The organism is Dactylosporangium sp. CA-152071 (genome assembly GCF_050936335.1).
Classification (GTDB): domain Bacteria; phylum Actinomycetota; class Actinomycetes; order Mycobacteriales; family Micromonosporaceae; genus Dactylosporangium; species Dactylosporangium maewongense.
The window spans coordinates 7,461,255-7,479,276 of sequence record NZ_JBNJMZ010000001.1 but is presented as its reverse complement, the minus strand read 5'-3'; the positions used below and the strand labels follow the sequence as shown (position 1 = coordinate 7,479,276).

Here is an 18,022-nt window from a genome sequence, read left to right as displayed (position 1 = left end):
AAAGCACTGCGAATGCGCCCGAAACTGCCGATGACACCGGCATGACCCACATCCCGGTGTCCGTGATCGTCGCCGCTGGGGGCAGCGCTGACGACTTCCACGCCTGCCTGCTGTCGCTGCGCGCCTCCCTCGGCCTGCGCGACGAGGTGGTCTGCGTGCTGCCGTCGGACCGCGCCGACCTGCGCGCCGAGCTGCGCGGCGAGCAGTGGCTGAAGGTGATCGAGTCGCCCGCCGGGGCAGGGGCCGCCGAGCGGTGGGCCGCCGGCGTCGACGCGACCCGCCACCCGATCATCATCCTCGTCGACGGTGACGTCGTGCTGTCCGCGCACTGGCTCGACCCCGTCCTGGAGCCCTTCGGCGACCCGTCCGTGGTCGCCACCGGCCCGCGCTGCCACAACAGCTTCGGCCCCCAGCAGGCCGAGCTGCCGAAGGAGGCGATGGCCAGCGCGGCGGCGTTCAAGGCGTTCGCCAGGCAGTGGCGGCAGGACCACCGCGGCGAGTTCAGCGACGTGAACCGGCTCGGGCCCGTGTGCGTGGCGATCCGCCGCGACGCGCTCGCGATCGCCGGCGGGCCGACCGCCGACCTGCCCTGGGACGGGCTCGCGGTGCAGGGACGCGTCACCGTGGCGCACGCGGCGCTGGTGGCGCACGTGGCGTCGACGGACTGCGGGCTGCGCGGCGAGTTCACCGACGAGCCCGGCGCACCGCTGATCAGCGCGGCGCTCATCGTGAAGGACGAGGCCGACGTGCTGGCCCGGTCCCTGGACGCGCTGCGCGACCTGGTCGACGAGATCGTCGTCTACGACACCGGCTCGACCGACGACACGGTCGCGATCGCCCGCGCCCACGGCGCCCGGGTCGTCGAGGGGTACTGGAACGAGCACTTCGGCGACGCCCGCAACCGCTGCCTGGAGCACTGCCGCGGCACGTGGGCGCTGTGGGTCGACGCCGACGAGATCTTCACCGGCGACGCGAAGGCGGTGCGGGCGGCCGTCGCCGCCGGTGGCGACGCCCGTGCCTTCTTCGTCACCATCGACAACCAGGAGGGCCACGAGGGCGGCTCCGGGCACAGCACCATCTACTTCCCCCGGCTCTTCCGCAGGTCGCCGTCGCGCCTGTACGGGCGGCTGCACGAACAGGTCGTCGACCGGGTCACCGGGACCGCCATGGTCGGCCCGCAGCTGACCACGGCGGTGCTCACCCACGTCGGCTACACCGCGCTGCGCAGGACGGTGAAGAGCAAGGCCGAGCGCAACCTGCGGCTGGCGGAGCTCGCCGCGGAGGACGTCAGCGGGATCACCGCCATCGGCAACCTCGCCCGCGCCCAGATCGGCTCCGGGCACATCGAGGAGGCCATCGAGACGTCCCGCCGCGGCCTGGAGCAGGCGAAGGAGAACAGCCACCGGGTCCTGTTCCTCAAGATCCTCGCCGACGCGTACCTCGCCCTGAAGCGCCTGACCGAGGCGAACGAGACCATCGAGGAGCTGCGCAGGATCGCCAGCACCGCGTTCACCGTCGACGAGCACGAGGTCAAGCTGCGCTTCGCCGAGGGCGACTACGAGCGGGCCCTGGAGATCGTCGCGGCGCTGCCGGAGTCGGGCATGAACGACCTGCTGTACGGCGTCGGCAAGGGCCGCTTCGCCGGGCTGCACATCGACGCGCTCAGCCGGCTGGACCGGAACCAGGAGGCGGCGGAGCAGCTGCGGCGGTCGCTGCGGGAGGGGCGGGTGCCGGTGCCGGTCGCCCGGATGGCGCAGGTGCTGGGCGCCGCGGACGGCAGTCTCGCGGAGGTCGCCGAGCTGCTGCCCCGCGAAGGGGTGCGCGGGCTGCTCTTCGGCATCGCGGAGGCGCCGCCGGAGGCCGCCGACGAGCTGCTGGAAGCGTTGTGGCGCCGGTACCCCGGCGAGCCGACGGTGCTGACCGTCGCGGCCCGGGTCGGCCGTCTGGTCCCGCTGATCCGGGCGATGGAGTGGTCGGCGCGGCTGCGGCAGCACGGGTTCGCGGAGCGCTGCACGCTGCTCGCCCTGTCCGGCAACTCGCGGCGCACGCCACGGGAGCGGACCCTGGCGGCGGCGATCGCCCTGGAGATGTTCCACGACGAGGCCGCGCTGCCGCTGCTGAACGAGGCCCTCGCGGCGGTGCCCGACGACCAGAGCGCCCCGGTCCTGGAGGAGATGCGCATCCTCGCCCCGAAGGTGTCCGACTCCATCGAGCTCGCCGACGCCTGAACACCGCTGACTGAGCACCGGCACGCAGCCGCCAACGCGCAGCAAGGCCGACATGCCGGCACCTCGAACGGCCGGACGGTCAACCTCCCCGGACATGTCCGCTGCGCGAACATGTCCGACATTTCGGTTATGTCGGTGAGCGGAGCGAGTCGACATAACCGAAGCAGTGTCCGCGGCACCGAAGCAGTGTCCGCGGCACCGAAGCAGTGTCCGCGGCACCGAAGCGGCGTGCGCGGAACCGAAGCGGCGGAAAAGCGGCCGGCACCGCCCCTTGTGGGACGGTGCCGGCCTTTGCGTGGCTGCGGGGTCAGCGGCCCGCGCCGACCAGCTCGCCCTCGATCACCGGGGCGGGCGGCCGCGGCGCCTCACGGGGGCGCATGAAGCGCGGCGCCCACCAGTTGGCGTTGCCGAGCAGGGTCATCAGCGAGGGCAGGACGACCGCGCGGATGATCGTCGCGTCGAGCAGGATCGCGGCGGCGAGGCCGACGCCGAGCTGCTTCATGTCGATGGTGCTCAGCGTCGCGAAGATGGAGAACACCGCCACCATCACGATCGCCGCGCTGGTGACCACGCCAGCGGAGCCCGTGATGCCGTGCGCCACCGCCTCGCGGGTCGGCATGCCCTGCTTGACCGCCTCGCGGATGCGGCTGACGACGAAGACGTGGTAGTCCATCGACAGGCCGAACAGCACCACGAAGAGGAACAGCGGCAGCCACGACACGACCGCGTCCATGGACGTGAAGCCCAGGATGCCCTCCGCCCAGGTGCCCTGGAAGATCAGGACGACCAGGCCGTAGGACGCGCCGGCGGAGAGCAGGTTGAGCGCGATCGAGGTTACCGCGACGACCACCGAGCGGAACGTGAAGGCCATCACCAGGAACGTCAGCACCAGCACGAACCCGACGACCAGCGGCAGCTTGTGCTTGACGTGGTCGGCGTAGTCGACGTCGGCGCCGACGAACCCGCCGACGGCGGCGTCCGAGCCCGCCTTCACGCCCGGCACCTTGCCGACGGTCTGCGGGACCATGACCTCCCGCAGCTTGTCGAGGGACTCCTTCGCCTGCTCGGAGCGGCCGGCGAACGGGGTGGCGACGTCGAGCACGGCGACCTTGCCGTCGGCGGACACCTCGACGTCGGGCGCCTCATCCAAGGGCGCGAACAGCGGGTCGGCGGCGGCCGCCTTCGCCAGCTCGGTCAGCGCGGCCTTCGTGGCGTCGAGCTGGCCGGCCGGGACGCGGACGGCGACGGTGTGCACGGTGCCGTTGCTGGGGTACGCCTTCACGAGCCGGTCGTAGGCCTGCATGGCGGGCGTGGTGCGCGGCAGGTCCTCCATGCCGGGGAAGCTCAGCCGCATGCTCAGCGCCGGCGCGGCGAGCGCCAGCAGCGCCAGGACCGAGATCGCCAGCGTGGCCACCGGGCGGCGCAGGGCGGGCCGGAGGATGAAGCTCCAGACCTTCGACTGGCCCTCGCCCTCGGCGCGGGGCCGGGTGAGGCGCCACAGCACCGGGACGCGGGGCCGGTCGATCCAGCGGCCGAGCTTCGACAGCAGCGCCGGCAGGACGGTCAGCGAGCCGATCACGGAGACGAGCACGACCAGGATCGAGCCGACGGCGAGGGACGAGAAGACCACGTCACCGGCGAGGAACAGGCCCGCCATCGCGATCGTGACGGCGACGCCGGAGACGACGACCGCGTGCCCGGACGTCTCGGCCGCGATCTCGACGGCGTCGAGGTGCTTGCGGCCCTTCGCCCGTTCCTCGCGCTCCCGGCGCAGGTAGAACAGGGAGTAGTCGACGCCGACGGCCATGCCGATGAGCAGGATGACGCTGGCGGTGGTGTCGGTCGACGGCACCAGGTGCGAGGCGAGCGTCGAGAGGCCGAGCGCGGCCGCGACCGACGACAGCGCCAGCAGCACCGGCACGCCGGCGGCGATGAGCGCGCCGAACGCGACGATGAGGATCGCGAACGTCACCGGCAGGCTGAGGAACTCGGCCCGCTGGAAGTCCTTGCCGAGCGTGTCGTCCATGGCCTGGCCGATGGACTCGCCGCCGGTCTCCTCGACCCGCAGCCCGGGGTGGGCGCGCTGCACGCCGGCGGTGGCGTCGCGCAGCTTGCCGACGCGGTCCTGGGCGGTCTCGGGGTCGCCGCTCATGGTGACCCGGACCAGCAGCGCGCCGCCGTCGTGGGAGGGCAGCGGGTCGCTCACCGAGGCGACCTCGGGCAGCGCCTTCATCGCGGTCGCCACGTCGGCGGCGGCCTTGTCCGCGGCGGACCGGTCCAGGGCGCCGGACAGCGGGGTGATGAGGACGCTCTCCGTCGCCGGGTTGTCGAAGTGGCCCTCGTCGACGATGACCTCGGCCCGGCCGGACTCGCCGATGGCCTGGTCGGAGTTGCTCGCCTCGACGGTGCCAGCCATGTTCCCGCCGATGAAGCAGACAGCGACGAACACGACCCACAGAGCGATTGCGCGCCAAGGGTGCTCCGCGCTCCAGCGCGCCACCCGTACGGTAACTGGTCTCTTCTCCACGCAAGAGACGCTATGGATTCCGCGCCCCGCGAACATCCGGGCTGCACCCGACCCGCACCCGGATTCGGGCATTGGGGGTTTTCCCCGAGGCTGATTTCCTCAACCCGGGCCGACGAGCGCCGATGGCTCCAATGAGCAAGGATCGCTCACTCCAGGTGCCAGGGACCGGCGACACACCGCAACAAGCCGTTTTTCGGTGGACGGGAGCGTCCCAGCCGTGTTCGAAGACGTCACGTCGGTCACCCTGCACAGCGCCCTGACGGGGCTGGCGAAACGGCAGCGGGTGATCGCCGACAACATCGCCAACATCGAGACGCCCGGCTTCCTCGCCGGGCGGGTGTCCTTCGAGGACTCCCTGCGCACCGCCGTCGAGGCCGGCCGGCCGCAGGACACGACGATCGCCGTGGCCCGGTCGCTGGAGCCGACCCGCGAGGACGGCAACAACGTCAACCTCGACCACGAGGTCCTCTCCAACATCGACACCGGTCTGCGGTACCAGACGATGCTGCGCGGCGTGGACGACAAGTTCGGCCTCCTGCGGACCGCGATCAGGGGCTGACGATGACCATCTTCAGCGCCATCGGCATCGCCGGCACGGGCGTCACCGTCTACCGCAAGTGGCTGGACGCGGTCGCCGACAACGTCGCCAACATGAACGACGCGCAGTCGACGTCGGGCCAGGTGTTCCGCGCCCGCTACGTGCAGGCCCGCGCCGTCGACTACGGCACCGGGGAAGGCGGCGCGGTCGTGGCCGGCACCGCGCTGGGCGATCCGAAGGGGCGTCTGGTGTACGAGCCGGAGAACCCCCTCGCCGACCGTGAGGGCTACGTCAAGTACCCCGACATCGACCTCGGCTCGCAGATGACACAGATGATCATGGCGCAGCGCGCCTACCAGGCGAACCTCACGGTGGTCGACCGGGCGAAGGACGCCTACCAGGCCGCGATCCAGATCGGGAAGGGCTGAACATGACCATCGACGCCGTCGGGGCCGTCAGTGCCCTTCCCGCGCTCCCGCCGATCTCCGCGTCCGACTCGAGCGCCCCGTCGTCGTCCGGCACCGACTTCGGCGCCATGGTCACGCAGGGCCTCCAGCGGCTGCAGCAGGTGCAGGACAACGCCGACCACCTCGCCGTGCAGGCCGCCACCGGCAGCCTGACCGACGTGCACGACTACATGATCGCCGCGACCGAGGCGAACCTCGCGACCAGCCTCACCGTCGCCGTGCGCAACCGGGCCCTTGAGTCCTTCAACGAGATCATGAGGATGCAGGCCTGATGCGTGACCGGCTCACCGCCCTCATGCGGCGGGGGACCGACGGCTGGAAGGCCTTCACCCCCGGGCAGCGGGCGGTCACGATCGTCGCCGTGCTCGCCCTGGCGATCGGCGGGTACTTCTTCGCGACCTGGGCCGGCAAACCGACCATGGCGCCGCTGTTCTCGAACCTGGCCGCCACCGACGCGAGCGCGATCGTCGACAAGCTCAACGCCGACGGCGTCACCTACACGCTGTCCGACGGCGGCAGCACCATCAACGTGCCCAGCGACCAGGTGTACAGCCTGCGGATCTCGATGAGCGGGGCCGGCCTGCCCGCCGCGGGCGACGCCGGCTACTCGCTGCTGGACAAGCAGGGCATCATGACCAGCGAGTTCATGCAGCAGGTCACCTACCGGCGGGCCCTGGAGGGCGAGCTCGGCAAGACGATCGAGGCGATCAACGGCGTCAACAAGGCCACCGTGCACCTCGCCATCCCGCAGAAGGACGTCTTCACCGACGACCAGGTCGCGCCGACCGCGTCGGTGCTCGTCGACACCGGCACGAAACCGCTGCCGGGCGGCGCCGTCACGTCGATCGTGCACCTGGTGTCCTCCAGCGTCGAGGGGCTCGAACCGGACGCGGTCACGGTCGTCGGCGCCAACGGCAAGGTCCTGTCCAGCGCCGGCGACGGCCCGGGGTCCGCCCCCGACGGGCAGTCCGGCCAGACGACCGCCTTCGAGCAGCGGCTCAACAGCGCGCTGCAGAACATGCTCGACACCGTCGTCGGGCCGGGGCACTCCGTCGTGCAGGTGACCGCCGACCTCGACTTCGACGCGACCGAGACCAAGACGCAGAAGTACGTCGCGGACCCGGCCGTGCCGCCGCTGTCGGAGTCCAAGTCGTCCGAGCAGTACACGGGCGGCAACGGCACCCCGGTCGGCGGCGTCCTCGGCCCGGACAACATCCAGGTCCCCAACGGCACCGGCGCCGGCGGCGACGGGACCTACCAGCAGTCCACCGAGACCCGCAACAACGCCGTCGGCATGGTCACCGAGACGAAGAAGACCGCGCCCGGCGCGGTGCGCAAGCTCGCCGTCGCCGTCATCGTCGACAGCTCCGTGGCGAAGGTCGACGAGGCGCAGCTGCAGCAGCTCGTCTCCTCCGCCGTCGGCCTCGACGCGACCCGCGGCGACCAGATCGCGGTCAGCTCGATGGCGTTCGACACGACCAAGGCCACGGCCGAGCAGAACGCGCAGGCGGAGGCCGCGAAGGCCGAGAAGAGCGAGCTGCAGCAGAAGTACATCCAGATGGGCCTGATCATCCTGGCCCTGCTGGTCCTGCTGATCCTCGCGGCGATCTCCAACCGCCGCCGGCGCAAGCGGGAGAAGGTGCAGCTGACCGAGCAGCAGAACGCGGCTCTGGAGGAGATGCAGGCGGCGATCGAGGCGGCCCGCGCCAAGCTCGCCCTGGAGGGTCACGGCGGCATCGGCGGCGCCCACGAGCTCGAGGGCGCCGGCGGGCCCGGCGAGGAGTTCGACCGCGACGGGCGCTTCCGGGACATCACCCAGATGGTCGAGAAGCAACCCGACGAGGTCGCGCAGCTGCTGCGCGGCTGGCTCGCCGACCGGCGCGGCTGAGCGGGCCGGTTGACCGATGACGACCGGGGAGATGACGGGGCTGCGGAAAGCAGCCATCCTCCTTGTCCAGATGGGCAAGGAGGATGCCGCGAAGATCATGGCGCATCTTCGCGAGGCCGAGGTCGAGGAGCTCACCGCCGAGATCATGCGGCTCGGGCAGGTCGAGGGCGACATCGCCGACGTGGTGCTCGAGGAGTTCCACGACATGGCGACCGGCCACCGGTACGTGGGGCAGGGCGGCCTCGACTTCGCCCGCGACCTGCTGGAGGCGTCGCTCGGCCGCGAGCGGGCCGGCGAGATCGTCGGCCGGCTCAACACCGTCTTCATGGACGTGCCGTTCGGCTTCCTCGGCCAGGCCGACCCGCGCCAGCTGCTGTCGTTCCTGCAGGACGAGCACCCGCAGACGATCGCGCTGGTCCTCGCCCACATGACCGCCACCCAGGCGTCGCAGATCCTCGGCGGGCTCGCCCCCGAGCTGCAGGCCGACGTCGCGCACCGCATCGCCGTCATGGACCGCACCTCCCCCGAGATCATCCGCAAGGTGGAGGCGACCCTGGAGCGCAAGATGTCCTCGGTGCTCCAGCCGAGCGACCTGTCCGCGGTCGGCGGCCTCGAACCGCTCGTCGAGATCATCAACCGGACCGACCGGGCCACCGAGCGGCTGATCCTCGAAGGGCTCGCCGGGCGCAACCCGGAGCTGGCGGAGGAGATCCGCTCGAAGATGTTCATGTTCGAGGACATCGTGTCCCTCGACGACCGCTCCATCCAGCTGGTGCTGCGCCAGGTGGAGACCAACGACCTCGCGACCGCGCTCAAGGGCGTCCGCGAGGAGGTCCGCCAGAAGGTCATGAAGAACCTCTCCGAGCGTGCCGCGGAGAACCTCGCCGACGAGATCGAGATGCTCGGCCCGGTCCGCCTGCGCACCGTCGAGGAGTCCCAGGCGAAGATCGTCCAGGCGATCCGCACCCTGGAGGAGTCCGGCCAGATCACGATCCGCCGAGGGGACGACGATGAGTTCGTCGGCTGAGTATCCGCTCGCCTTCCCGCCGCCGGCGAAGAAGCGCGCGGGCACGCCACGCCCGGCGTTCCCGCCACCGCCCCCGCCGCCACCGACACCCGCGACCCGCGCGTTCCCGCCGCCGGAGACCCCCTCGACCGTCCAGTACGGCGAGAGCGTCCTCACCGACGACCGCGCCGGCGCCGCGCCGCAGGCCCGGTTCGACGTCGACCTCCGGGAGCGCGAGACGTTCCCGCCGGAGCTCGTCGAGCGGGTCCGCGAGGAGGCGGAGGCCGCCGGGTACGCCGCCGGGTGGGCACAGGGCATGCGGGAGGCGAAGACCGGCGCCGAGGCGCAGGCCGCGAGGGTCGCCGCCGAGGCCGCGGCGGCCGCCGAGGGGCACCGCCGCCGCATCGAGTCGGCCCTGCGGGCGATCGACGCCGCCGCCGGCACGCTGGAGCGCCGGGCGGTGCCGGCCGCGCAGGACATCGAGGACCAGATCGTGGCGACTGCGTTCGCGCTCGCCGAGGCGGTCCTCGGCCGGGAGCTGCGGACCGCGACCGAGCCCGGCCGGGAGGCCCTCGCACGGGCGCTCGCACTCGTGCCCGGGACACGTCCGGTGACGGTCAGGCTCAACCCGGCGGACCGGTTGACGATAGGACAGACGGAACTGGTCATGGACGGCCGCACGGTGTCCCTCGTGGACGACCCGGCGCTCGGACCGGGCGACGCCCTCGCACTGTGCGACGCCACGTCGGTCGACGCCCGGCTCGCGCCGGCGCTCGACCGGGTCCGGGAGGTGCTCGAACAGTGACGTCGTCGCTCCAGCAGCGCATCGCCGCCGCCCGCCAGGCCGCCAACCCGCGCGTCAGCGGCCGGGTCACGTCGATCGTTGGCCTGTCGGTCACGGTCGCCGGCGTCGACGGCCGCGTGGGCGACCTCGTGGAGATCGGCGACCCGGGCGGCCTCGGCCCGACGGTCCCCGCGGAGGTCGTCTCCATCGACGGCGACCGGCTCGCTTGTCTGCCGCTCGGCGCGCTCACCGGCGTCGGCACCGGCAGCCCCGTGCGCAGCACCGGCTCGCCGCTGCAGATCGCCGTCGGCCCGCAGCTGCGCGGCCGCATCCTCGACGGGCTCGGCCGCCCGATGGACGGCGGGCCGGCGCTCACCGGCCTGGAGCGGGTCACGGTCGAGCACGACGCGCCCGACGCCCTCGCCCGCGGCCGGGTCCAGGAGCCGCTGTCGCTCGGCGTGCGCGCCCTGGACACGCTCGTGCCGTGCGGGCGCGGGCAGCGCATCGGCATCTTCGCCGGCTCCGGCGTCGGCAAGAGCAGCCTCATGTCCATGATCACCCGCGGTACGGACGCCGAGATCTCCGTGATCGGCCTCGTCGGCGAGCGGGGCCGCGAGGTCCGCGAGTTCATCGAGAACGACCTCGGGCCCGAGGGCCTCGCCCGGTCCGTCGTGGTGATCGCGACCTCCGACCAGCCGCCGCTGGTGCGGCTGCGGGCCGGCTTCGTCGCGACGCGGATCGCCGAGTACTTCCGCGACGGCGGCCAGGACGTGCTGCTGCTGATGGACAGCCTCACCCGCACCGCGATGGCGCAGCGCGAGGTCGGCCTGTCGGCGGGCGAGCCGCCGGCTACCCGCGGCTACCCGCCGAGCGTGTTCGCGCTGCTGCCGCGCCTGCTGGAGCGGGCCGGCCCGGCGCCGGTCGGCTCGATCACCGGCCTGTACACGGTCCTCGTCGAGGGCGACGACCACAACGAGCCGATCGCGGACACCGCCCGGTCGATCCTCGACGGGCACATCACCCTGGACCGGCGGCTCGCCACGTCCGGGCACTTCCCCAGCATCGACGTGCTGGAGTCGGTGTCCCGGGTCGCCAACGCGGTCACCACCCGCGAGCAGCGCGCCGACGCCACCGCCATGCGGCGGATGCTCGCCGCCCACCGCGACGTGCGGGAGCTGGTCGAGATCGGCGCGTACGTGAGCGGCACCAACCCCGACGCCGACCGCGCCCGGGCGCTGTGGCCGCAGATCAACGACTTCCTGCGACAGGACATGGACGACACCACCCCGGCTCCGCGGGCGTGGTCGATGCTGGATGCGCTGGTGAACTCCTGATGGCGAAGAACGGTTTCCGGCTCGGTGCGGTCCTGCGGGCCCGCAAGGCCCAGGAGGACGCGGCGAAGGCGGCCGTCGTCCGGGCCCGTGGCGAGGCCGCGGCGGCGCACGGGGCGGTGCACGCCCGGGAGCGCGACCTCGACGGCCGGCGCGTCCCGGACGGGGCGACGTCGGCGGCGTTCGCCGCGAACCTCATGGCCCGGCAGGCGACGGCGACGGCCCTCGCGGCGGCGATCGGCGCGGCGGAGCTCGCCGACCAGACCGTCCAGGACCGGCTCGACGACCTCACCGACGCGGCCGTGCAGCGCCGCACGATCGAGAAGCTCCAGGAGCGGCACGACCTGACCCGCAAGCGGACGGCGGCCGCGATCGAGGCCAAGGCGGTCGACGACCTCACCACCTCCGCCGCCTTCAACCGCAGGGGTGACGCATGAGCGGGCCGGAGCGCAGCGGAGGAGCCGCGAATCAGCATTGCAGGTCGCAGGCAGGCCGACGCCGGAGCGCAGCGGAGGTGGCGGCATGACGGTGTACGAGGCGCAGGCCCGTGTCGCGGAGATCCGGACCCGGATCGGGCTCGGCGCGCCCGCCGCGGCCGGCAGCGGGGAGGCGTTCGCGGCGACCCTGAAGTCCACATTGGACAGCACCTCCGCGGTCACCGGCGGGGACGTCGTGGACGCGGCGAAGCGGTACCTCGGCACGCCGTACGTCTTCGGCGGCACCAGGCCGGAGAGCGGCCTGGACTGCTCCGGCCTCGTCCAGCGGGTCTACGCCGACCTCGGCGTCACGCTCCCCCGGGTGGCGAAGGACCAGGCGCGCCAGGGCACCGCGGTGGCCGACCTGGCCCACGCCCGCCCCGGCGACCTGCTCGCCTTCGGCAGCCCCGTCGACCACATCGCCATCTACCTCGGGAACAACCGCATGATCGCCACGCCGCACGCCGGCGACGTGGTGAAGGTCCAGGACGTGTACGAGACGCCCACCGCCATCCGCCGGATCGTGAACACCTCGCTGGACCCGGCGTGGTCCTCCGCGCTGTCCGGCGCGACGGGCGCCGGCTCGCGCTCCGCGACGGCGATGGCACTGCGGCCCGCCGCCCTCACCGGGGCGACGGTGGCGACGCCGGCGGAGGTGCCCTATGCGGAGCTGTTCCAGCAGGCCGGCGCGAAGTACGGCCTCGAGCCCGCCCTCCTGGCCGCCGTGGCGAAGGTCGAGTCCGGCTACGACCCGGCCGCCGTCAGCGGCGCCGGCGCGCAGGGCCTCATGCAGCTGATGCCGGCCACCGCCCGCGGCCTCGGCGTCGACGCCCTCGACCCGGCGCAGGCGGTCGACGGCGCCGCCCGGATGCTGTCGTCGAACCTCGAACGCTTCGGCTCGATCGACCTCGCCCTCGCCGCCTACAACGCGGGCGGCGGCGCGGTCAGCCGCTACGGGGGCATCCCGCCGTTCGCGCAGACCCAGGCCTACGTCCCCAAGGTCAAGGCGGCCATGGAACAGCTCGCGGGAAGGGGTTTCGCATGACCGCACCACTGGACGTCACCCGGCTGGCCGCCGCCACCCGCGCCGCCGACCAGCCTGCCGCCGCCGGCCCCTCGGACGCGTTCGCAGCGGCCCTGGCGGCCGCCACCCACGGCCGCGCCTCCCAGGGCGCACCGACCCAGGGCGCCCGCGACCGCCGCCTCGATCAGCGCTTCGAGCAGCGCCCTGAACAGCGCCCCGAGCAACGCCCCGTGCGGCGCCCAGAGCAGGACCGCGACCGGGACAGGACGGACAGGACGGACAGGACGGACAGGACGCAGGACCGGCGCTTCCCGGTGCGGGACCGCCGGGCCGACGACCGCCGCCGCGCCCCCGAGGCCGACGCCCTCGCCTCCACCGCGGCCGCCCAGCAGCACCGGGAGCCCGTGATGCGGCGCCCCTCCTCCGAGCGGCCCCAGGAGCCCCGCGATGCCGCCGCCGCTCCGGTACGGCAAGCGCCCCGCCCGGCGGACCCCACGCCCGGCGCTTCGCGGCCCCTCGCGCACGCCCCCGGCCACCCGGCCACCGAAGCGCGTCCCGGCCCGGCCGGCGAGGCGGGCGTGCGGCGCCCTCTGGAGGCCATGCTGAGGGCCGCCGCCGAGACTGGCCCGACGGTCGTGACCGTCCCGCTCGTCGCCACCGAGCCAGGACCCCAGCCGGCGCTTCCCGCCACCCTCCGGCCGGCCGGGCACCAGCTCGACGCCCGGGCCGTGCCCCAGGCCGGGGCAGCACCGCAGGAACAGGACCCGGCGCAGACTGCGGCCCAAGCCCAGCTCGGTCCGCGGCCGGGCGCCCTCACCGGGACCGCGCTCGGGACCGGGATCGGTGCTGCGACCGGGGCGCAGCCTGAGGGGCAGGCCGGGTCCCGGACCGCGGCTCACTTCGGGGCACAGCTCGCGGCACAGGCCGGGTCACAGCTCGCGGCACAGCTTTCGACGCAGGCCGACGTCCAGGTCGCGGCGCAGGCTGGGACACAGGTCGCGGCGCAGGCTGGGGCACAGACCGCGGCGCAGGCCGGGGCACAGCTCTCAGCTCAGGCCGGAGCGCAGCTCGCGGCGCAGTCCGGAACACAGGCAGGAACGCAGGCCGGGGCACAGCTCCCAGCGCGGGCTGAAGCGCAGCTCGCGGCGCAGGCCGGAACGCAGGCCACCGGGCAGGACGCGGCACGGACCGGGGCACAGGCAGCCGGGCAGGACGCGGCTCGGATCGGGGCGCAGCTCGCGGCGCGCGCCGGGGCGCAGGCCGCCGCCGGACAGGACGCGGCGCTGACCGGGGCGCAGGCCGCCGCGCAGGCGCTGACCGACCCGGCGACGCGACTCGCCACACCGCCGCAGGTGCCGGCCGATCCCCGAGCCGCGCGGCCGGCCGGCGAAGGGCAGGACCTGACCGCCTGGACCGGCAACCCGCTTCCCGGTGCCGGCCTGACCGCCACCGCGGCGACCACTCCGGTGGCGGCGCCCGTCGTGGCCGCGTCCGGCGCCACGCAGGCGCTCGGCTCCGGGGCAGCATCCGCCACCGTCCCGGCCGCCCCCGCGCAGGGCCTGCTCGCCCAGGCGGCGGCGCTGCTGACGGCGCAGGAGGCGGCACCGGCGGCCGACCCGGCCCAGCTCCCCCGGGCGCCGCGGACCACCGACCCGGCGACCGCCCAGCTCACCGGCAATGCCGCCCTGACGGCGCAGGCAGCGCCGCCCGTGGCGACGCCGGCCACCACACCGCTCGACCCGCAGCACCAGACCCAGCCCACCACGGCCCAGCCCACCACCGCCGCCCAGTCCGCGCCCCAGTCAGCCGCTCAGTTCGCGGCCCAGTCAGCCGCCGCCCAGTCAGCCGCTCAGGCCGCGGCACGGTCCGCCGCCGAGGCCGGCGGCGCAGCGAGCCCGCAGGGGCTCCCCCAGTCCGTGCCCACGGCCGCCATCGCCGCCACCGACGCGGTGCCGGCCGAGGCGCGTGGCGGGGCGGTCGACGGCGGTCAGCAGGCGGCGCAGCTCGCGGCGCAGCAGGCGGCACAGGGAGCCGCACAGGGCGCGCTCGCCGGCGACGCGCAGGGCCGGGGCGGCCAGAGCGGGACACCCGGCGGCAACGGTCACGCGCGGCACCCCGCGCGGATCGAGGACGGTGCCGGCGGAGGGCAGGCGGTGGCCGTACAGCTGCCGCAGCCGCCGATGACGCAGGCCGTCGCGGCAACTCCCGCGCCCGCGCAGGCACCGCCGCCGGCACCGGTGGCGACGCAGGTCGCGATGGTGCTGACGCCGCTGCGGAAGGGGCCCGACGGGGTGCACCGGATGACGATCCAGCTCAGCCCCGGGGACCTGGGGCAGGTCAGCATCGTCGCCGAGGTGCGGGACGGGACGATCGCCGTGCAGCTGGCGGCGGGCAGTGACGCGGCGCGGGCCGCGCTGCAGGCGGCGCTGCCGGACCTGCGGCAGGACCTGCGGGACGCGGGATTCGGGCAGTGCTCGCTGGATCTGCACCAGGACACTGACCGGCCCGGCAACCAGTCGCAACAGTTCTCAGGTTGGCAGTCGCAGGGTCGATCTCATCAGCAGGCACCCGAGTCGCGGGCGACCGAACCGGTCCTCGACCCGGACGCCCTGGTCGACGTGCGCATCTAGGTAGGGGGTTTCGCCATCACCACCCCGATCACGCCGGTCTCCGGCCCTGTCACCGGCCCTGCCAGTGGCCCCGCCCGCGCCCCTGTCAGCGCCCCTGCCAGTGGTCCTGCCAGTGGTCCTGCCAGTGGCCCCAACAGTGGCGCTGCCAGCGGTCCTGTCAGTGGTCCTGTCAGTGGCAACGTCGGCGACTACGTCCCGAAGCCGGTCCCCGGCAACGTCAGCGACTACGTGCCGAAGACGAACGCGCCCGGCGACGTCGCGAAGACGGACGGCACGAAGCAGGAAGCACCCGCGAAGCCCGGCGGCGACCTGGGCAAGGACGCGTTCCTGAAGCTGCTCGTCGCGCAGCTGAAGTACCAGGACCCGATGAAGCCGATGGACAACTCGGAGTTCCTGGCGCAGACGGCGCAGTTCACCACGGTCGAGAAGCTGACCGATCTGGCGACGGCGCAGCAGAGCCTGCTCACCGCGCAGCTGCAGCTCGGCGCGAGCAACCTGATCGGCAAGACCGTCGCGTACACCGACAAGGACGGCAAGGAGCAGTCCGGCGTGGTGACCGCGGCGACGTTCTCGGGCACCAGCCCCACCCTGCGGGTCGGCGACACGGATGTCGCGCTCACTGCGGTCAAGGAAGTCCGCAACCCGGCATCCTGAAAGGACCCCTCCCCTATGCTCCGCTCACTCTTCTCCGGCATCAGCGGTCTGCGGGCCCACCAGCAGATGATGGATGTCACCAGCAACAACATCGCCAACGTCAACACCGTGGGGTTCAAGTCGTCGCAGGTGGTGTTCCAGGACACGCTGAGCCAGATGATGCGGGCCGCGGGCGCGCCGCAGCAGGGGCAGGGCGGCACGAACCCCGCCCAGGTCGGCCTGGGCGTGCGGCTCGGCGCGATCAACACGAGCTTCATCCAGGGCTCGGCGCAGACGACGGGCCGCGCCACCGACGTGATGATCTCCGGCGACGGGTTCTTCGTCGTCAACTCCGTCGACGAGATGCTCTACACGCGGGCCGGTGCGTTCAACTTCGACGCCGAGGGCAAGCTGGTCACGCCGACCGGCGCCGCGGTGCAGGGCTGGCCGGCGGTGAACGGCACGGTCAACACGAACGCGCCGATCGGCGACATCCGGCTGCCGATGGGCACACTGATCGCACCGAACGCCACCCGCAACATGGTCATCGCCGGTAACCTGCCGGCCGACGCGCCGCTGAACACCACGATCCCGCGGTCGATCAAGACGTACGACGTGCAGGGCAACGTGGTGACGCTGACGTCGACGTTCACGCTGACCGCCGGCGGGTGGGAGGTCAGCGTCAGCGACGGCACCACGCCGTCGTCACCGGCGAGCCTGACGTTCCTGCCGAACGGGCAGATCAGCGGGCCCACGTACACCGACTCGAACGGCAACACGAAGATCGGCCTGCTGTACGACCCGGACAGCGACGGCAACGGCGTCGAGGTGGACCTGGCGGGCCTGACGGAGTACACGGGCAGCACGACGGTGAGCCCGCTGAGCCAGAACGGTTCGCCGGCCGCGACGCTGCAGTCCTTCAGCATCAACCCCGACGGTCAGCTCGTCGGCGTGTTCTCCAACGGCAACAAGCAGACGGTGGCGCAGCTCGCCCTCGCCAACTTCAACAACCCGCCCGGTCTGGAGAAGGTCGGCGACTCGCTGTACCGCTTCACGGTGAACTCGGGCCTGGCGCAGGTCGGCGTCGCCGGGACGGCGGGTCTCGGCACGTTGCAGAGCGGTGCGACGGAGATGTCCAACGTCGACCTGGCGCAGGAGTTCACGAACCTGATCGTGGCCCAGCGCGGCTTCCAGGCGAACTCGAAGGTGATCAGCACGTCGGACGAGGTGCTGCAGGAGCTGGTGAACCTGAAGCGGTAAGGGATTCCATCGGACAAAAGGCCCACCCTTCGGGGTGGGCCTTTTGCGTAGCACCTCCACGGCAACCGTCAACTCCTCACCTGTCGGCCGATCGGTCCGATGTGAACTCCGAAGGCACCACGGAGGGGGCCTCGCCCACTACCACCAAGGACGGGAGCGCGTCGATGATCCTGCTGACCCGACTCAACGGCCCGGTGTTCGCTCTCAACCCCGACCTGGTCGAGCGGGCCGACTGCACCCCCGACACCGTCGTGACCCTGGTCGACGGCACCAAGTACCTGATCGCCGAGTCACTGCCGGAGCTGGTGGCGCTGATCCGCCAGTACCGGGCGCAGGTGGTCGTGGACGCGCAGCAGCTCGTGGGGCAGACGTCGGCGGAGCGCGCCGACGAGGCCCGGGAGCGCGCCAAGGAGACCAACGTCGTCCATCTCCACCGTCGGGAGCGCTGACACATGGATCCGGCAACCATCATCGGGGTCGTGCTCGCCTTCATCGCGATCTTCGTCTCGATGATCCTCGAAGGCGGCAGCCCCGGCTCCATCTTCCTGTTGCCTCCGCTGATCCTGGTCTTCTTCGGCACGCTCGGCGCGGCCATGGCCGGCGGCATGCTGAAGGACACGATCGCGCTCGGCGACTCGTTCAAGCGGGTGCTGCTGGGCAGCGTGCAGCCGGCCGACGCGCTGGTCGACGACATCGTCAAGCTCGCCGAGAAGGCCCGGCGCGAGGGGCTCCTCGCGCTGGAGGACGCGATGAAGGAGGTGCAGGATCCGTTCCTCAAGAAGGGCCTGCAGCTCGCCATCGACGGCACCGACTCGGAGGAGCTCGCGACGATCCTCGAGGCCGAGGTGGACGCGAAACGCAAGGCCGACAAGCAGGCCGCGACGATCTTCACGGGCATGGGCGGGTACGCCCCGACGATCGGCATCATCGGCACGGTCATCGGCCTGATCCACGTACTGGAGAACCTGAGCCAGCCGGACAAGCTCGGCCACCTCATCGCCGGCGCCTTCGTGGCGACGCTCTGGGGAGTTCTCTCAGCAAACGTCATGTGGCTGCCGATGGGAGCCAAGTTGAAACGGCTGTCCGAGCTCGAATGCGCACAGATGGAGCTCGTGATCGCCGGCATCATCAACATCCAGGCAGGGGCCAACCCCCGCCTGGTCGCACAGAAGCTCCGAAGCCTGCTGCCGCCGGGCAGCGTCACTGAGAAGAAGGAGGCCGCCTGATGAG

The 18,022-nt window shown here is 72.7% G+C and carries 16 protein-coding genes; 15 read left to right on the top strand and 1 reads right to left on the bottom strand.

The features are described from left to right. The first annotated feature begins 41 nt into the window (after window positions 1-41). Window positions 42-2,228 carry a glycosyltransferase gene (locus tag ACQEVZ_RS33660; RefSeq protein ID WP_433373946.1) on the top strand — a complete coding sequence of 729 codons (2,187 nt, stop codon included), beginning with the start codon at window positions 42-44 and terminating at the stop codon, window positions 2,226-2,228. A gap of 307 nt (window positions 2,229-2,535) precedes the next feature. Here the strand turns inward: ACQEVZ_RS33660 and ACQEVZ_RS33655 are convergent, their stop codons facing one another. Further along, window positions 2,536-4,755, bottom strand: a complete 2,220-nt coding sequence (locus tag ACQEVZ_RS33655; protein ID WP_433373943.1) for an MMPL family transporter — start codon at window positions 4,753-4,755, stop codon at window positions 2,536-2,538. Window positions 4,756-4,972: 217 nt separating this feature from the next. Between ACQEVZ_RS33655 and ACQEVZ_RS33650 the strand changes: the two genes are divergently transcribed. The 14 genes from ACQEVZ_RS33650 (at window position 4,973) to ACQEVZ_RS33585 (ending at window position 18,018) form a co-directional block, all read left to right on the top strand. Beyond that, the gene (locus ACQEVZ_RS33650) at window positions 4,973-5,314 is read left to right on the top strand and encodes a flagellar basal body rod protein FlgB (protein WP_344515704.1); all 342 of its coding nucleotides are present in this window, start codon (window positions 4,973-4,975) and stop codon (window positions 5,312-5,314) included. 2 nt (window positions 5,315-5,316) lie between these two features. Then, the gene (locus ACQEVZ_RS33645; protein ID WP_344515706.1) at window positions 5,317-5,721 is read left to right on the top strand and encodes a flagellar basal body rod protein FlgC; all 405 of its coding nucleotides are present in this window, start codon (window positions 5,317-5,319) and stop codon (window positions 5,719-5,721) included. 2 nt (window positions 5,722-5,723) lie between these two features. Next, window positions 5,724-6,032 carry a flagellar hook-basal body complex protein FliE gene (fliE, locus tag ACQEVZ_RS33640; protein WP_344515708.1) on the top strand — a complete coding sequence of 103 codons (309 nt, stop codon included), beginning with the start codon at window positions 5,724-5,726 and terminating at the stop codon, window positions 6,030-6,032. Next, window positions 6,032-7,648: a flagellar basal-body MS-ring/collar protein FliF gene (fliF, locus tag ACQEVZ_RS33635; protein ID WP_344515710.1), complete on the top strand. Its 1,617-nt coding sequence runs from the start codon at window positions 6,032-6,034 to the stop codon at window positions 7,646-7,648. Before fliE ends, fliF begins: the two co-directional genes overlap by 1 nt. 16 nt (window positions 7,649-7,664) lie before the next feature. Beyond that, window positions 7,665-8,675 (top strand): flagellar motor switch protein FliG, encoded by a 1,011-nt coding sequence (gene fliG, locus ACQEVZ_RS33630; protein WP_344515712.1) that lies wholly within the window; start codon window positions 7,665-7,667, stop codon window positions 8,673-8,675. After that, entirely contained in the window at window positions 8,659-9,459 is an 801-nt protein-coding gene (locus ACQEVZ_RS33625; RefSeq protein WP_433373937.1) for a FliH/SctL family protein, read from the top strand. Before fliG ends, ACQEVZ_RS33625 begins: the two co-directional genes overlap by 17 nt. After that, window positions 9,456-10,772: a FliI/YscN family ATPase gene (locus ACQEVZ_RS33620; RefSeq protein ID WP_354891169.1), complete on the top strand. Its 1,317-nt coding sequence runs from the start codon at window positions 9,456-9,458 to the stop codon at window positions 10,770-10,772. Before ACQEVZ_RS33625 ends, ACQEVZ_RS33620 begins: the two co-directional genes overlap by 4 nt. Further along, entirely contained in the window at window positions 10,772-11,206 is a 435-nt protein-coding gene (locus ACQEVZ_RS33615; RefSeq protein WP_433373934.1) for a cell envelope biogenesis protein TolA, read from the top strand. Before ACQEVZ_RS33620 ends, ACQEVZ_RS33615 begins: the two co-directional genes overlap by 1 nt. 85 nt (window positions 11,207-11,291) lie before the next feature. Continuing rightward, window positions 11,292-12,290, top strand: coding sequence for a transglycosylase SLT domain-containing protein (locus ACQEVZ_RS33610; RefSeq protein ID WP_433373931.1), 999 nt, complete (start codon window positions 11,292-11,294; stop codon window positions 12,288-12,290). Continuing rightward, a complete protein-coding gene (locus ACQEVZ_RS33605; protein ID WP_433373928.1) occupies window positions 12,287-14,899 on the top strand; it encodes a flagellar hook-length control protein FliK in 2,613 nt (870 codons plus the stop codon). Before ACQEVZ_RS33610 ends, ACQEVZ_RS33605 begins: the two co-directional genes overlap by 4 nt. Window positions 14,900-15,127: 228 nt before the next feature. Then, a complete protein-coding gene (locus ACQEVZ_RS33600) occupies window positions 15,128-15,553 on the top strand; it encodes a flagellar hook capping FlgD N-terminal domain-containing protein (RefSeq protein ID WP_344515723.1) in 426 nt (141 codons plus the stop codon). A gap of 15 nt (window positions 15,554-15,568) precedes the next feature. Beyond that, window positions 15,569-16,792: a flagellar hook protein FlgE gene (locus ACQEVZ_RS33595; RefSeq protein ID WP_344515725.1), complete on the top strand. Its 1,224-nt coding sequence runs from the start codon at window positions 15,569-15,571 to the stop codon at window positions 16,790-16,792. Window positions 16,793-16,956: 164 nt separating this feature from the next. After that, window positions 16,957-17,241, top strand: a complete 285-nt coding sequence (locus ACQEVZ_RS33590) for a flagellar FlbD family protein (RefSeq protein WP_344515727.1) — start codon at window positions 16,957-16,959, stop codon at window positions 17,239-17,241. A 3-nt stretch (window positions 17,242-17,244) separates the two neighbouring features. After that, window positions 17,245-18,018 (top strand): flagellar motor protein, encoded by a 774-nt coding sequence (locus ACQEVZ_RS33585; protein WP_344515729.1) that lies wholly within the window; start codon window positions 17,245-17,247, stop codon window positions 18,016-18,018. Window positions 18,019-18,022 lie beyond the last annotated feature (4 nt).

Coding starts and splice junctions, on each gene's coding strand:
- ACQEVZ_RS33590 (WP_344515727.1), top strand. CDS start 16,957: ATGATCCTGCTGACCCGACTCAACGGCCCGGTGTTCGCTCTCAACCCC.
- fliF (WP_344515710.1), top strand. CDS start 6,032: ATGCGTGACCGGCTCACCGCCCTCATGCGGCGGGGGACCGACGGCTGG.
- ACQEVZ_RS33605 (WP_433373928.1), top strand. CDS start 12,287: ATGACCGCACCACTGGACGTCACCCGGCTGGCCGCCGCCACCCGCGCC.
- fliG (WP_344515712.1), top strand. CDS start 7,665: ATGACGACCGGGGAGATGACGGGGCTGCGGAAAGCAGCCATCCTCCTT.
- ACQEVZ_RS33615 (WP_433373934.1), top strand. CDS start 10,772: ATGGCGAAGAACGGTTTCCGGCTCGGTGCGGTCCTGCGGGCCCGCAAG.
- fliE (WP_344515708.1), top strand. CDS start 5,724: ATGACCATCGACGCCGTCGGGGCCGTCAGTGCCCTTCCCGCGCTCCCG.
- ACQEVZ_RS33585 (WP_344515729.1), top strand. CDS start 17,245: ATGGATCCGGCAACCATCATCGGGGTCGTGCTCGCCTTCATCGCGATC.
- ACQEVZ_RS33645 (WP_344515706.1), top strand. CDS start 5,317: ATGACCATCTTCAGCGCCATCGGCATCGCCGGCACGGGCGTCACCGTC.
- ACQEVZ_RS33610 (WP_433373931.1), top strand. CDS start 11,292: ATGACGGTGTACGAGGCGCAGGCCCGTGTCGCGGAGATCCGGACCCGG.
- ACQEVZ_RS33625 (WP_433373937.1), top strand. CDS start 8,659: ATGAGTTCGTCGGCTGAGTATCCGCTCGCCTTCCCGCCGCCGGCGAAG.
- ACQEVZ_RS33660 (WP_433373946.1), top strand. CDS start 42: ATGACCCACATCCCGGTGTCCGTGATCGTCGCCGCTGGGGGCAGCGCT.
- ACQEVZ_RS33595 (WP_344515725.1), top strand. CDS start 15,569: ATGCTCCGCTCACTCTTCTCCGGCATCAGCGGTCTGCGGGCCCACCAG.